Annotated in this window: 13 protein-coding genes; 9 read left to right on the top strand and 4 right to left on the bottom strand. The window is 69.9% G+C overall.

The window, feature by feature from the left end; translation table 11 throughout:
* Positions 1–117: 117 nt before the first annotated feature.
* A complete protein-coding gene (gene thrB / locus MFF42_RS06360) occupies positions 118–1083 on the bottom strand; it encodes a homoserine kinase (RefSeq protein ID WP_238254988.1) in 966 nt (321 codons plus the stop codon).
* Positions 1084–1178: 95 nt separating this feature from the next.
* On the bottom strand, positions 1179–2201 hold the full coding sequence (gene ispH / locus MFF42_RS06355; RefSeq protein ID WP_012454500.1) for a 4-hydroxy-3-methylbut-2-enyl diphosphate reductase: 1023 nt from the start codon (positions 2199–2201) through the stop codon (positions 1179–1181).
* Positions 2202–2511: 310 nt separating this feature from the next.
* Here ispH and MFF42_RS06350 point away from each other — a divergent pair, with 310 nt between their 5' ends.
* The 3 genes from MFF42_RS06350 (at position 2512) to MFF42_RS06340 (ending at position 6881) form a co-directional block, all read left to right on the top strand.
* Positions 2512–4410 carry a monovalent cation:proton antiporter-2 (CPA2) family protein gene (locus tag MFF42_RS06350; RefSeq protein WP_238254987.1) on the top strand — a complete coding sequence of 633 codons (1899 nt, stop codon included), beginning with the start codon at positions 2512–2514 and terminating at the stop codon, positions 4408–4410.
* Positions 4403–5854: an MATE family efflux transporter gene (locus tag MFF42_RS06345; RefSeq protein ID WP_238254986.1), complete on the top strand. Its 1452-nt coding sequence runs from the start codon at positions 4403–4405 to the stop codon at positions 5852–5854. Before MFF42_RS06350 ends, MFF42_RS06345 begins: the two co-directional genes overlap by 8 nt.
* A gap of 265 nt (positions 5855–6119) precedes the next feature.
* Positions 6120–6881, top strand: coding sequence for a DUF937 domain-containing protein (locus MFF42_RS06340; protein WP_238254985.1), 762 nt, complete (start codon positions 6120–6122; stop codon positions 6879–6881).
* 585 nt (positions 6882–7466) lie between these two features.
* Here the strand turns inward: MFF42_RS06340 and MFF42_RS06335 are convergent.
* Together MFF42_RS06335 and MFF42_RS06330 are read right to left on the bottom strand one after the other, a co-directional pair.
* Positions 7467–7718, bottom strand: a complete 252-nt coding sequence (locus tag MFF42_RS06335; RefSeq protein ID WP_238254984.1) for a DUF3072 domain-containing protein — start codon at positions 7716–7718, stop codon at positions 7467–7469.
* A 98-nt stretch (positions 7719–7816) separates the two neighbouring features.
* Entirely contained in the window at positions 7817–8704 is an 888-nt protein-coding gene (locus tag MFF42_RS06330; protein WP_238254983.1) for a branched-chain amino acid aminotransferase, read from the bottom strand.
* A gap of 209 nt (positions 8705–8913) precedes the next feature.
* Here MFF42_RS06330 and MFF42_RS06325 point away from each other — a divergent pair, with 209 nt between their 5' ends.
* The 6 genes from MFF42_RS06325 to MFF42_RS06300 all read left to right on the top strand — a co-directional run bounded on the left by MFF42_RS06325 (position 8914) and on the right by MFF42_RS06300 (position 13787).
* On the top strand, positions 8914–9489 hold the full coding sequence (locus MFF42_RS06325; protein ID WP_238254982.1) for a MarR family winged helix-turn-helix transcriptional regulator: 576 nt from the start codon (positions 8914–8916) through the stop codon (positions 9487–9489).
* The gene (locus tag MFF42_RS06320) at positions 9489–10217 is read left to right on the top strand and encodes a response regulator (protein WP_238254981.1); all 729 of its coding nucleotides are present in this window, start codon (positions 9489–9491) and stop codon (positions 10215–10217) included. The genes MFF42_RS06325 and MFF42_RS06320 overlap by 1 nt, the downstream gene beginning before the upstream one ends.
* 7 nt (positions 10218–10224) lie before the next feature.
* Entirely contained in the window at positions 10225–11631 is a 1407-nt protein-coding gene (locus tag MFF42_RS06315) for an ATP-binding protein (RefSeq protein ID WP_238254980.1), read from the top strand.
* A gap of 144 nt (positions 11632–11775) precedes the next feature.
* On the top strand, positions 11776–11967 hold the full coding sequence (locus MFF42_RS06310; RefSeq protein ID WP_238254979.1) for a hypothetical protein: 192 nt from the start codon (positions 11776–11778) through the stop codon (positions 11965–11967).
* A gap of 38 nt (positions 11968–12005) precedes the next feature.
* A complete protein-coding gene (locus tag MFF42_RS06305; protein WP_238254978.1) occupies positions 12006–13187 on the top strand; it encodes a pyridoxal phosphate-dependent aminotransferase in 1182 nt (393 codons plus the stop codon).
* Positions 13188–13373: 186 nt separating this feature from the next.
* On the top strand, positions 13374–13787 hold the full coding sequence (locus MFF42_RS06300; protein ID WP_012454488.1) for a DUF1236 domain-containing protein: 414 nt from the start codon (positions 13374–13376) through the stop codon (positions 13785–13787).
* Positions 13788–13860: the final 73 nt, after the last annotated feature.

The following is a 13860-nucleotide window of genomic DNA, read 5'->3' as shown; positions in this document are numbered from 1 at the left end:
CCCCCGAAGGGGGTCGGGTGAGGGGCGGCTCAGGTTCTTCCGAAAGCGTCGCTCCCCTCTCCCGCCTTGCATCCGCGAGGCAGCCTCCCCCGCGGAGGGGGGAGGGTTGTGATGCCCCTACCCCTCCCAGCCGTAATCCCGCGCATCCGTCGCGGTGCGGTGGAACGCCAGCCGCCGGTCGTATTCCAGCGGGTCCTTCGGCTGCACCAGGGCACCGGGCGGCACGTTGAGCCAATCCACGAGGCGGGTCAGCATGAAGCGCATGGCCGCGCCCCGCGCCAGGATCGGCAGCGCCGCGATCTCGGCCGGCTCCAGCTTCCGCACCGCGTCGTAGCCCGCGATCATCGCTCCCGCCTTGTCGCGGTGGAAGGTGCCGTCGGCGTCGAAGCACCACGCGTTGAGGCTGATCGCCAGATCGTAGGCGAAGGCGTCGGTGCAGGCGAAGTAGAAGTCGATCAGGCCCGACACCGCGTCGCCGATGAAGAACACGTTGTCGGTGAAGAGGTCGGCGTGGATGACGCCGCCCGGCAGCCCCTTCGGCCAGGAGGCTTCGAGACGATCGAGGTCGGCGCGGGTGCGGCCGGCGAGGCCCGGCGCCACCGTGTCCGCCTGTGCCTCGGCCTGGGCGAAGAGCGGGCGCCACGCGCCGACCGACAGGTTGTTCTCGCGCACCATCGGGAAGTCGCGGCCGGCGGCGTGGAGCCCGGCCAGCGCGGCGCCGAGCGCCCGGCAATGCTCGGCATTCGGGCGGCTCAAGGACACGCCCTCGAGGAAGGTCACGATCGCCGCGGGCCGTCCGCAGAGGCGCCCCAGCGCGGTGCCGTCCCGGTTGCGCACCGGCTGCGGGCAGGCGAGGCCGGCCCGCGCCAGATGGCCCATCAGATTGATGAAGAACGGCAGGTCCGCCTCGTTCACCCGCTTCTCGTAGAGGGTGAGGATGTAGTTGCCCGTGCCCGTGTGCAGGAAGAAGTTCGAGTTCTCGACGCCTTCCGCGATGCCCTTGTACGAGAGCAGCTCGCCGAGTTCGTAGTCTCTGAGGAAGGCGCGCAGCGCCTCGTCGGAAACGTCGGTATAGACCGCCAAGGTGCCGCTGCCGAGTTCGCGCAAGAGAAAGGGGCGCCGAGGGCGCCCCTGGAGGTCGTACGGCCGGCGCGCCGGGCGCCGGCGACGGGTCCGCCCTACTCGGCGGCCTCGCTGCGCAGCTCGCGCGGCAGCGGGAAGGACATGTCCTCGACGGTGACCGAGACCTGATCCACCGTCACGTCGAAGCGCGCGGCGAAGGCGTCGATGATCTCCTCCACCAGAACCTCCGGCGCCGAGGCGCCCGCGGTGAGGCCGAGGCGGCGCACGTCCTTGAACGCGTCCCAGTCGATCTCTTCCGCCCGAAGGACGAGGCGGGTGATCGGGCAGCCGGCCCGCTCGGCGACCTCGCGCAGGCGCTGCGAGTTCGACGAGTTGGAGGACCCGACCACGATCAGCGCATCGACCCGCGGCGCGACCTCCTTGACCGCCTCCTGGCGGTTGGTGGTGGCGTAGCAGATGTCGTCCTTGTGCGGGCCGTGGATGGCCGGGAACTTGGCCTTGAGCGCCTCGACGATGTGCTTGGTGTCGTCGATCGACAGGGTGGTCTGCGTCACCCAGGCGAGCGCCTGGTCGGCCGGCGGGTTGAGCGCGTCGATCTGCTCGATGTCCTCGACCAGGGTGATCGAGCCCTTGGGCAGCTGGCCCATGGTGCCGACCACCTCCGGATGGCCGGAATGGCCGACGAGGAGGACGTGGCGCCCGCGCTTGTGGTGGATTTCGGCCTCGCGGTGGACCTTGGTCACCAGCGGGCAGGTGGCGTCGATGGTGGTGAGGCCGCGCGCGTCGGCGTTCTGCGGCACCGTCTTGGCGACGCCGTGGGCGGAGAAGATGACGGGCGCGCCGCTATCGGGCACCTCGTCCAGCTCGCGCACGAACACGGCCCCCTTCCGCTTCAGGGTCTCGACCACGTACTTGTTGTGGACGATCTCGTGGCGGACGTAGACCGGCGCTCCGTAGATCGCCAGCGCCCGCTCGACCACGTCGATGGCGCGCACCACACCGGCGCAGAAGCCGCGGGGGGCGCACAGCAGGATCTCCAGTGGCGGCTTGTCGCCCGTCACGGCCGGCTGCGGGACCCGGTTCGGGTCGGCGGTGAGGTTGATGGTGTCAGCGCTCATGATCCCGCGGATGTGGAGAGGGGTGGCCGGGTCTGTCAACAGCGGCCAGCCCGAAAGCCGCGACAGGTTGGGGCCTGTCCGTCATCTTTTACATAGCACAGATGGCGCAATCCGTGACCCCCGCCATCCGCTCATGCGCCCAGCATCCTCACCCGTGTGGCAACGATGCCCGCCGAATCGGCCGCGGCACGGGGCGGGTTGCGGGGCCGGGCATGTGACGAACGACACGCAAATCGCTCTCGCGATGGCGGGGCGAGCGGGCTAAGGGGAAGCCTTCCCCCGTCCGGAACCAGCGAGGCACCAGGCTTTCATGGCGAGCGCCACGGACCATGCCAGCTTCCTGCCGCCGGTGCTGACCTTCCTGTCGGCGGCGGTGATCGGCGTGCCGCTCGTGCGCCTGCTCGGCCAGAGCGCGGTGCTCGGCTACCTCGTCGCGGGCGTGGTGATCGGCCCGGCCGGCTTCTCGCTGATCGCCGAGCCCGAGACCGCGGCGAGCGTCGCCGAGATCGGCGTGGTGCTGCTGCTCTTCATCGTCGGGCTCGAACTGGAGATCTCGCGGCTCGTCTCGATGCGGCGCGACATCTTCGGGCTCGGCACCGCCCAGCTGGCGCTGTGCTCCCTCGTCATCGCGGGGGCGGCCCTCGCCTACGGCCTGACGCCGGCGGCGGCGAGCGTCGTCGGCATCGCCATCGCGCTCTCCGCCACGGCGGTCGCGCTCCAGCTGCTGGAGGAGCGCGGCGATCTCGGGTCACCCTATGGCGGGCGCTCCTTCGCGGTGCTGCTTTTCCAGGACATCTCGGTGGTGGCGATCCTGGCGCTGCTGCCGCTGCTGGCCTCGGCCGGCGCCACGCCGAAGGACGGCTGGGTCGACGAGGGCCTGCGCTCCACGGGACGCGCGGCGATCGCGGTGGCGGGCGTGGTGCTGGTCGGGCGCTACGGCCTCAACCCGTTCTTCCGCCTGCTCGCGGCCGCGGGCGGGCGCGAGGTGATGACGGCGGCCGCCCTCCTCGTCGTGCTCGGCACGGCGATGGTGATGGAGAAGGCCGGCCTGTCGATGGCGATGGGCGCCTTCCTCGCCGGCGTGATGCTCGCCGAGTCGAACTTCCGCCATCAGCTCGAGGCCGATATCGAGCCGTTCCGCGGCATGTTGCTCGGTCTATTCTTCATGAGCGTCGGCATGTCGATCGACGGCGGCCTGCTCACGAACCACTGGGTGGCGCTGCTCGCCACCACCATGGCGGCGATCGCGGTGAAGATCGCCCTGGTGGCCGGGCTGTTCCGCCTGTTCGGCTCGCCCTGGCTCGATGCCCTGCGCGGCGCGGCGGTGCTCGCGCCAGCCGGCGAGTTCGCCTTCGTGATCCTGCCGGCGGCGGGCGACCTGCGCATCCTCGCCTCGGACGTGACCCGGTTCTGCGTCGCGCTCGCCGCCCTGACCATGCTGGTCGGCCCCATCGCCGCCAAGGGGCTCGACGCGCTGATCGCCCGTCGCCCGAAGGAGGCCGAGCCGCCCTCGGACGTCGGCGAGGCGCAGGAATCCGGCGACACCCGCGTGCTGGTGGTCGGCTTCGGCCGCTTCGGGCAGATCCTGGCGCAGGTGCTGCTGGCGGAAGGCATCAACATCACCGTCATCGACAAGGACGTCGAGCAGATCCGCAACGCGACGAGCTTCGGCTTCCGCATCTATTACGGCGACGGCACGCGGCTCGACGTGCTGCGCGCCTCCGGCCTCGCCAAGGCGGAGCTGATCTGCGTCTGCATCGACGACGCGCCGGCGGCTCTGAAGATCGTCGACATGGTGCACGAGGAATTCCCGAACGTGCGCACCTACGTGCGCGCCTACGACCGGACCCACGCCATCGAGCTGATGAACCGCGACGTCGACTTCCAGCTTCGCGAGACGGTCGAATCCGCCCTCGGCTTCGGCCGCGCCACGCTCGAGAGTCTGGGGCTCTCCGCCGAGGCCGCCGCGCGGCGGGTCGAGGACGTGCGCAAGCGCGACGTCGCCCGCCTCGTGCTGCAGCAGGCGGGCGCGATGCCGGACGGCTCGGGCTGGCTGCGCGGCACGCCGGAATTGCGGCCCGAGCCGCTCACCGCGCCGAAGAGCCCGTCGCGGGCGCTCAGCGCCGAGACCCGCGGCCTGATCGAGCCGCAGCCGCACGAATCCGCCGCCCGCGCGCTCGAACCCGAGGATGCCGAGCCGAATGCCTGAAGCGGGCGAAGGGACGGTGCCGCAACCGGGACGGGACGACGGCGCGGCGCGCTTCGTCTCGGGCTCGATCCTGCGCCACGTCGTGGTGATGAGCGCCACCGGCTCCGTCGGGCTGATGGCGATCTTCGCCGTCGACCTGCTGTCGCTGTTCTACGTCTCCAAGCTCGGCGATCCGGCGCTGACCGCGGCGGTCGGCTTCGCCTCGATCGTCCAGTTCTTCGCCATCGCCATCAATATCGGCCTGATGATCGCGGCCGGCGCCCTGGTCTCGCGGGCGATCGGCGCGGGCGATCCGGCGGGCGGGCGGCGGATCGCGACCTCGGTCACCGTCCACTGCCTGATCGCCTCCGCCCTGCTGGCCGCCCTTCTGCTCGCGCTGCTCGACCCGCTGCTCTCGGCGATCGGCGCGGAGGGGCACACCCTCGACGTCGCCAAGCGCTACCTCTGGATCAGCCTGCCCTCGAACCTGCTGCTCGGGCCGGGCATGCTGTTCACCGGCCTCCTGCGCGCCGTCGGCGCGGCGCGGGAGGCGATGCTCGTGACCCTCGGCGGCGCCGTCGTCACCATCTTCGTCGATCCGCTGCTGATCTTCGGCTTCGGCCTCGGCGTGGACGGCGCGGCGCTCGCGGTCTGCGTCGCCCGCGTCACCTTCATCGCCGTCGGCTGGGCCGGGGTCCGGCGCTACCGGCTACTCGAAGCCCCGCGCCTCGACGCGATCCTCGGCGACCTGCCGCTGGTGACCCGCATCGCCCTGCCGGCGGTGCTGACGAACCTCGCCCCGTCCGTCGCCAGCGCCTTCGTCGCGCATGCCCTGTCCGGATTCGGACCGCCGGCCATCGCCGGCAACGTGGTGATCGACCGCCTCGCGCCGGTCGCCTTCTGCGGGCTGTTCGCGATGTCGGGCTCGATCGGCCCGATCCTGGGTCAGAACTGGGGCGCGGGCCGCTTCGACCGGATGCGGGGCGTGCTCCGGGTCGGCGCCGGGGTGACGGCGCTCTACGTGGTGGTGGTCTGGCTGCTTCTCGCCCTCGCGCGGACGCCGCTGGCCGGCGCCTTCGAACTCGAGGGCGTGGCGGCCGACCTGTTCGGCTTCTTCTGCCTCGTGAGCGGACCGGTCTGGTTCTTCAACGGGCTCCTGTTCCTCGCCAACGCCTCGTTCAACAATCTCGGCTTCCCCTTCCTCTCGACCCTGCTGAACTGGGGCCGGGCGACGCTGGGCACGGTCCCGCCCGCCCTCGCGGGCGCGGCGTGGTACGGGCCGGAGGGCGTGATCGCCGGCACCGGCATCGGCTCCGTCGCCTTCGGGGTGGCGGGTCTCGCCCTCGCCTTCCGGACCGTGGGCCGGCTGGAGCGCGGCGTCGGCACCGAGGGAGCTGCCGCCCTCGATCCCCCCGCGGCCGACGAGGCGGTGCAGGCGGCCCCCTCCAGCGGAATGTCGCTGTGACGATTCCGGCGGCGATCGACCGCTATCCTTAGGAAATCGGAGCGGGATCCGGCTAAAAGCTGGTCAGCCCCGCCCGGTTGCGACACACTCGCGGCCGAGGCCGTTCCGGCGAGCCTCCGGGCGTGAGTGTCGACGGCCATCGCCGGCGCGCGGCCGGAACGAGGGTTGAGCCCGCGTCATGCGCCCGTCGTCACGGCGCGATCGGGGCAGGACCCGGACGACGTTCGGCATCCGGACCGTTGCTGCTCCCGCGAGGCGCCCGGCCATGTACACGATGTTCGACATCCTCCAGAGCCAGGGCGACGCGAGCGTGCAGGCCTTCGGGCAGCAATTCGGCCTCACGCCGGAACAGACCCGCCGCGCCATGGAGGCCCTGCTCCCGGCCCTGTCCATGGGCATGCAGCGCAACGCCGGAGCCGATCCGATGGGGTTCGGCCGCCTGTTCGGGCTCGGCCAGCCGGGAAAGGCGCCGCCCGGCGGCGCGGACATGCTGGCGGGATTGTTCGGCTCGCCCATGATCGCCCAGGCGGTGATCCAGCAGGCGTCGGCGGCGAGCGGCGTCGGTTCCCAGGCCCTGCGGCAGATGATGCCGATCATGGCCGGCATGATCGTGGCCGGCATCGTCCACCTGCTTCTCAACGCCCCCGCCCCGGCTCCGGCGGCCGAGGCACCGCCCTCGCCCTATCCGGTCGGCACGCTCTGGACGGATTGGCTCAACGGGCTCAGCGCCGCCGCCGCGCAGATGGCGCCCGCGGCACCGCCCCCCGCTCCGCGCGCGACCGCCCGGAAGCCGGAGGCCGCCCCGCTGCCGGACGCGACGAAGGCGTCGATGGACGTGATCCAGCAGATGCTCCAGACCGGCGCGGAAGTTCAGGAGCAGAACGTCAAGGCGATGAAGGAGGCGTTCGACGCGTTCTGGAGCCAGTCGAAACCGGAAGAGGCCAAGCCTGACTCCGCTCCGGCCCCCTCATCCATCCCAGGGAAGGAGGCGGCTGCCTCGAGGCGCAAGCCGACCGGGCCGAAATAAGGGCCCTTGAGAACGGCAATCCCAGAATTGAGCCGACTGGTTTCACCCGGACGCCGTGCCGATCTGACGACCTTAACGCCGCCTCGCGCCGAGAATTATCATACCGGTATCGCACGAAAGATCTGAAACGGCGTCAGCGCACGTATCGCTACTCGAATTTGAACAGCTCGAAGATCCTGGGAAACAAATCCACCAGTGTGCTTCCGTAGAGACGGAAGGCGCCGAGAACCGCGATTCCAACTCCGGTGCAGACGAGCCCATACTCGATCGCGGTTGCCCCCGTCTCGTGACGGGCGAAGCGAATGAGAGCCTTGCGCAACGGCGCGGCGGCTACCGGAACGGGCGCGGATGGAGGAAGCGGAGACACGGCGCATCGTCCCGGACGTGTTGCAGTCGCGTGACCCTGCCAGCCTGAACTTGCAGCGAACTTAAGAGCATTGAAGAAAGCGGGGACATTCCCCGTCGAACCGTCTCATTCGAAGGATGGTCCGTCCACGGACCACCCGAAAAGGCGATGGACCAGCGGACGTCCGTCCTCCTGCCATCGCCCGTCGGTCATCCCGCTTTGCGGAACGCTCGATCGCGTCAGTCCTTGCCGGTCTCCTTGCGCAGGGCGTCGATGCGCTTCGACGCCTCCGCCTTGTCGAGATCGGGCTCGAAGGCGTCCGGCGCCTTGGCCTGCTCGGACAGGGTCTTGAGGTAGGAGGCCTGCGCCCCCGTCATCGGCTCGGAGCCGGTGGTCCACTCGTCCGGGTCCTTGATCCGGTTCGACTCGTCGGTCGGGTCGGATTTCGGGTTCTCGGCCGCGGCCTGATTTTTCGTCGTCTTGCCAGTCATCGACGCGCTCACATCGTTCATGGATTGTTCTCATGAACGCGAGGGACGCCACGAGGTTCCGGGCTCGATGGCGCGCCCGGAACCTCGCAACGCGTTCCTCAGGCGGCGACCGCCCGCGGCTGCACCTCGGCGAGGTAGTCGTCCATCAGCGTCTTGGTCAGCGCCCCGGGCGTGAAGCGGTAGGGGCCGATCTCGGAAACCGGCGTCACCTCGGCGGCGGAGCCGGTGATGAAGCACTCGGAGAACCCCGTCATCTCTTCCGGGCGGATACGCCGCTCGATGACCTCGATCCCGCGGCGCTTGGCCAGCTCGATCACGGTCTGACGGGTGATGCCGTTGAGGAAGCGGTCGGCCTGGGGGGTGTGGATCGCGCCGTCGGCGATGAAGAAGACGTTGGCGCCGGTGCACTCGGCGACGTAGTCCTCCCAATCGAACATCAGCGCATCCGCATAGCCCTTGTTCTCGGCCCGGTGCTTGGAGATCGTGCAGATCATGTAGAGGCCGGCCGCCTTCGAGGTGGAAGGCGCCGTGCGCGGGTCGGGGCGGCGGTAATCGGCGATGTCGAGCCGGATGCCCTTCATCTTGGTCGCCGGATCGAAGTAGCTCGGCCATTCCCAGGCGGCGATGGCGAGGTGGATGGTGTTGTTCTGCGCCGCGACGCCCATCATCTCCGAGCCGCGCCACGCAACCGGGCGCAGGTAGGCGTCCTGAAGACCGCTGGTCGCCAGCACGTGGGCCTTGGCCGCCTCGATCTGATCGACGGAGTAAGGGATCTCGAAATCGAGGAGCTGGGCCGAGCGGCGCAGGCGCTCGGAATGCTCGCGGCTCTTGAAGATCCGGCCGCCATAGGCCCGCTCGCCCTCGAACACCGACGATCCGTAGTGGAGGCCGTGGCTGAGCACGTGGATCTTCGCCTCGCGCCACGGCACCATGGCGCCGTCGAACCAGATCGTGCCCTCACGCTGATCGAAGGGAATGACGGACATCTCTCGAAGTTCCTCTGCGCGGCCTCGGCCAAGCGCGGGGTCGCAGGGTGGGGTCAGAGCCGGCGCGCGGACGCGGGATGAATGCAGCGGTGAGCTGTACCGGCAGGGTTGACGGGTATCAATCGGCCTGAGATATGTCAACAACACTGACTTATCTTCCCCGGGCCGTCCGGCGCCCTGGGACTGCCGCCGACCGAGGTTTCCACGACGTGACCCCTGTGACGACGCCCGATGCCGACACGGCGCTACAGGCTTCCTGTGAAACTTCTCGCCCCGCTTGCCACGCCACGGGCGGCGACAGCGACGACCTGATCGAGCTGCTGTTCTTCGCCTATCGCGATTTCGTCGGTGATCCGGACCGGATCCTGGCGCAGTACGGCTTCGGCCGGGCGCATCACCGGGTGCTGCACTTCGTCGACCGCTATCCCGGCCTCACCATCGCCGAACTTCTCGATATTCTGCGCATCACCAAGCAGAGCCTCAATCGGGTGCTGAAGGACTTGATCGATCAGGGCTACGTCGAGCAGCAGACCGGCACGAGCGACCGGCGCCAGCGGCTCCTGTTCTGCACCCCGTCCGGCCGGGCGCTGACGGCCGACCTCACCCGCGTCCAGGTTCGCCGGATCGTGCGGGCGCTCGATGCGCCGGCCGAGGACGACGAGGGGGAGCGCGGGCGCGGGTCCCGCGCGGCCTCCGCCCAGGACTTCCTGCTGGCGATGATCGAACCGGCGGAGCGGGCCGCGATTCGCCGGCTGATGGCGCGCCGCGCGACGGTGCGCGCGTGATGTCGGCCCAGAGCGCCCTCAGGCCGCGGCCCGAGCTTCCGGACCACGCTCCTCACATCCTGCTCGTCGACGACGACCGGCGGGTGCGCGAACTCCTGTCCCGCTTCCTCTCGGAGCAGGGATTTCGCGTGACGGCGGCGGCGAACGCGGCGGAGGCGCGCCTGCGCGGCCAGTGTTTCGTGTTCGACGCCCTTGTGCTCGACGTGATGATGCCCGGCGAGAGCGGCTTCGACTATGCCCGCTCGGTGCGCGAGACCTCGCGGGTGCCGATCCTGATGCTGACCGCCCGCTCCAATCCGAACGACCGCGTCACCGGACTGGAGATCGGCGCCGACGATTATCTGCCGAAGCCGTTCGAGCCGCGCGAGCTGATCCTGCGGCTCAACAACATCATCCGCCGCCACGCCGCGCTACCGGACGCGCGCGCCTCGGGCGAGGGTGCCGTCAGCTTCGGCCCGTTCAGCTTCCGCGCCGACCGGGGCGAGCTGCGCCGCGAGAACGAGCCGGTGAAGATCACCGAGCGCGAGCGCGAGATCCTCACCATGCTCGCCCAGGCGCGGGGCGGCAACGTCGAGCGCGAGACGCTGGCGGGCAACGGCGGCCTGGCGGCCGAGCGCACCATCGACGTGCAGATCAACCGCCTGCGCCGTAAGATCGAGCCGGATCCGGCCAATCCGAGCTTCCTGCACACCGTCCGCGGCGTCGGCTACCGCCTCGCCATCGATTGAGGATTCCATGGCGGCCCCCGCCGGCCTCTCCTCGAGCGAACCCCGCCGGGCCGGCGCGCTTGCGGCCGTCTTCGGCCGGATCCGCAAGGGATGGCGGCGCCTCAGCCGGGCGATCGGCGACGCCCTGCCGAAGGGCCTCTACGCCCGCTCGCTGATCATCATCATCGCGCCGATGGTGCTGCTCCAGTCGGTGATCGCCTACACCTTCATGGAGCGGCACTGGCAGCTCGTGACCCGCCGGCTCTCGGCCGCCGTCACCGCCGACGTCGCCGCGCTGATGGACATCTACGAGTCCTATCCGCAGGACAAGAACGCGGAGACGCTCTCCCGCATCGCAGGCGAGCGGCTGAATCTCGACGTCGACATCCTGAAGGGTGCCAAGCTGCCGAGCCCGGGGCCGCGGCCGTTCTTCTCGATCCTCGACGAGGTGCTCTCGGACGAGATCCGCCGCCAGATCCGGCGACCGTTCTGGATCGACACGGTGGGACGTTCGAGCCTCATCGAGATCCGCGTGGCGATCCCCGAGGGGGTGATGCGGGTCACCGCCCGCCGCAACCAGGCCTACGCCTCGAACTCGCACATCTTCCTTCTATGGATGACGGGCTCCTCGCTGGTGCTGCTCGGCGTGGCGATCCTGTTCCTGCGCAACCAGATCAAGCCGATCCTGCGACTCTCGGCGGTGGCGGAAGGGTTCGGCAAGGGGCGCGAGATCGAGTTCAAGCCCCGCGGCGCCCGCGAGGTCCGGCAGGCGGGACACGCCTTCATCGAGATGAAGCGGCGCATCGAGCGCGCCATGGAGCAGCGCACGGCGATGCTCAACGGCGTGAGCCACGACCTGCGCACCATCATCACCCGCTTCAAGCTCTCGCTCGCCCTGGTCGAGCAGACGCCGGAGGTCGAGGATCTTCAGCGGGACGTGGACGAGATGAGCCGGATGCTGGAGGGCTATCTCGCCTTCGCCCGCGGCGATTCCGCCGAAACCGCCGCCGAGACCGACATGCGGATCCTGCTGGAAGATCTGCGCAGCGACGTCGAGCGGCTCGGCGCCCATGTCGAGGCGGTCGAGATCGAGGGCAGCCCGCTCGTCACCGTGCGGCCGGACGCGATGCGTCGCTGCCTGTTCAACCTCGCTGCCAACGCCGCGCGCTACGCCGACACCGTGGCGATCTCGGGCAAGCGCGAGTATCGCGCCTTCGTCGTCGCGATCGACGACGACGGGCCCGGCATCCCGGTCGAGAGCCGCGAGGAGGTGTTCAAGCCGTTCGTGCGTCTCGACGACGCGCGCCAGGACGCCGGCGGCTCCGGGCTCGGCCTCGCCATCGCCCGCGACATCGCCCGCGCCCATGGCGGCGACGTCGCGCTGCACGACAGCCCGCTGGGCGGCCTGCGGGCGACGGTCCGCATCCCGGCCTGATCGAGACCCGGCCGCTCGCGCCGTTGCATCGCTCATAGATTCTGAGGCGCGGGAGTTTCCTCCGGCGGAACGGCGATGCTAAGACCGCTCCGCATTATTGTTCGGGCCGCGCCGCGGTCCCTCAACGAACGCGAGTGACGTCGAATGAACCCGCTGGTGCCGCTTTCCATCGTGCTGCTCATCCCGATCGCGGCGGTCTGCGCCGTGCTCTTCACGGATACGGGGATCGAGCCGGCCCTGTTCTACGCGGCGGTCAAGACGTTCGCGATCCTGTTCGTCATCGGCGGCGCGATCTCGTTTGCCGCCAGCCGTCTCGCCGCGCGCTCGCACGGCTGAGAGCGGCGCCGGCCGGCGCCTGGCGGAAGGTCGAGACCATGCTGCGTGTCGTGCCTTCCTTCGACCGGATCGGCGACGAGAACGCCTTCGCCGTCCTCGCCCGTGCCGCCGCGCTGGCGGCGCAGGGCCGCGACGTCGTCAACCTCGGCATCGGCCAGCCGGACTTCCCGACCCCGGCCCATATCGTCGAGGCGGGGATCAAGGCGCTGCGCGACGGCCATCACGGCTACACGCCGGCCGTCGGCATTCCGCCGCTGCGCGAGGCGGTGGCGCGGGACATCCATCGCCGCCACGGCGTCGAGGTCTCGCCGGACGCGGTGATGGTCGTGCCGGGCGGCAAGGTCACCATGTTCATGGCGATCCTGATGTTCGGCGCGCCCGGCGCCGAGATTCTGTATCCCGACCCCGGATTCCCGATCTACCGCTCGATGATCGAGTTCACCGGCGCGACCCCGGTGCCGGTGCCGATCCGTGAGGACAACGGCTTCGCCTTCTCGGCGGCGGAGACACTCGCGCTGATCACGGAGCGCACACGCCTCCTGATCGTCAACTCGCCGGCCAACCCGACCGGCGGCGTCACGCCGAAGGCCGAGGTCGATGCCCTGGTGGAGGGCCTTGCCGCCCATCCCGGCGTCGCCGTCCTGTCCGACGAGATCTACGGTACGATGACCTATGACGGGGAGGCGCATGTCTCGCTCCTCGCCTATCCCGAGATCCGCGACCGGCTGATCTACCTCGACGGCGCCTCGAAGACCTACGCGATGACGGGTTGGCGGCTCGGCTGGTCGGTCTGGCCGAAGCCTCTCCACGACGCCGCCCGCAAGCTCGCGGTGAACTCCTTCTCCTGCGTCAACGCCGCCGCGCAATGGGCCGGGATCGCTGCCCTCGACGGGCCGCAGGATGACGTCGCGGCGATGGTCGCCGCGTTCGACCAGCGCCGACGGCTCGTCGTCGAGGGCCTGAACGGCCTTCCGAACGTCTCCTGCGTCACCCCCAAGGGTGCGTTCTACGCCTTCCCGAACGTCGCCCGGACCGGCTGGAAGGCCAAGGCGCTCGCGACCGCGCTCCTCGACGAGGCCGGCGTCGCGGTCATCGGCGGACCCGATTTCGGCATCCACGGCGAGGGGTACCTTCGCCTCTCCTACGCCAACTCCGCCGAGAACATCGCGCGGGCCCTCGACCGGATGCGACGTTTCCTGTCCGAGCGCGCGCCCGGCTGACACGGCGAAAGCATCCGTATCGGCCCGCGGCAGGTTTCAAGAAGCTCTGCCTACGATTTGGGCAGGTTCGAGCAATCTCGGCCTTTCTCGATTTTCCATGCATCCGAATTCGAGGCTCGGGCGTTACCGGGCCATGCTTCGCTGCGCCTGGATCGCGGCGGACGTCATAACGACGGAGTTGCTCGAATGAAGATCAAGACCCTTCTCGCCGCCTCGGCCATCGCCCTCGCCCTCCCCATGGCTGCCCAGGCGCAGGGAACCCTGCGCGGTGCGGAGCGCGGTGCGCAGGAAGGCGCGGATGCGGCCGGCCCGATCGGCGGCATCGTCGGCGGTGCGGTCGGCGCGGCCACCGGTACGATCGGCGGCATTCTCGGCGTCGAGGATCGCCCGCGCTTTCGCTCCTATGTCCGCGAGCGCAATGTCCGCTCCTACGACTATGACGGCCGCGTCGTCGTCGGCTCCACCCTGCCGTCCTCCGGCGTGACCTATTACGACGTCCCGAACGAGTACAACGTGACTCGCGGCACCCGTTACACGGTCGTCAACGACCGTCCGGTGCTGGTCGATGGCCGTCACCGGATCATCGAAGTGCTCGACTAACCACCGACCCCATGGGCCGCCCGCACAGGGCGGCACCGCCCGGCCCCGGCACGGAGTGCCGGGGCCGGGCGGT

This window comes from Methylorubrum podarium (assembly GCF_022179745.1).
GTDB lineage: Bacteria > Pseudomonadota > Alphaproteobacteria > Rhizobiales > Beijerinckiaceae > Methylobacterium > Methylobacterium podarium.
Note: the sequence above shows the minus strand (reverse complement) of the source record. Positions and strands in the feature narration are given on the sequence as shown.

Bases quoted from the DNA above. Each gene is read 5' to 3' on its own strand.
- ispH (WP_012454500.1), bottom strand. From the start codon at position 2,201: ATGAGCGCTGACACCATCAACCTCACCGCCGACCCGAACCGGGTCCCG.
- MFF42_RS06350 (WP_238254987.1), top strand. From the start codon at position 2,512: ATGGCGAGCGCCACGGACCATGCCAGCTTCCTGCCGCCGGTGCTGACC.
- MFF42_RS06345 (WP_238254986.1), top strand. From the start codon at position 4,403: ATGCCTGAAGCGGGCGAAGGGACGGTGCCGCAACCGGGACGGGACGAC.
- MFF42_RS06340 (WP_238254985.1), top strand. From the start codon at position 6,120: ATGTACACGATGTTCGACATCCTCCAGAGCCAGGGCGACGCGAGCGTG.
- MFF42_RS06335 (WP_238254984.1), bottom strand. From the start codon at position 7,718: ATGACTGGCAAGACGACGAAAAATCAGGCCGCGGCCGAGAACCCGAAA.
- MFF42_RS06330 (WP_238254983.1), bottom strand. From the start codon at position 8,704: ATGTCCGTCATTCCCTTCGATCAGCGTGAGGGCACGATCTGGTTCGAC.
- MFF42_RS06320 (WP_238254981.1), top strand. From the start codon at position 9,489: ATGTCGGCCCAGAGCGCCCTCAGGCCGCGGCCCGAGCTTCCGGACCAC.
- MFF42_RS06315 (WP_238254980.1), top strand. From the start codon at position 10,225: ATGGCGGCCCCCGCCGGCCTCTCCTCGAGCGAACCCCGCCGGGCCGGC.
- MFF42_RS06310 (WP_238254979.1), top strand. From the start codon at position 11,776: ATGAACCCGCTGGTGCCGCTTTCCATCGTGCTGCTCATCCCGATCGCG.
- MFF42_RS06305 (WP_238254978.1), top strand. From the start codon at position 12,006: ATGCTGCGTGTCGTGCCTTCCTTCGACCGGATCGGCGACGAGAACGCC.
- MFF42_RS06300 (WP_012454488.1), top strand. From the start codon at position 13,374: ATGAAGATCAAGACCCTTCTCGCCGCCTCGGCCATCGCCCTCGCCCTC.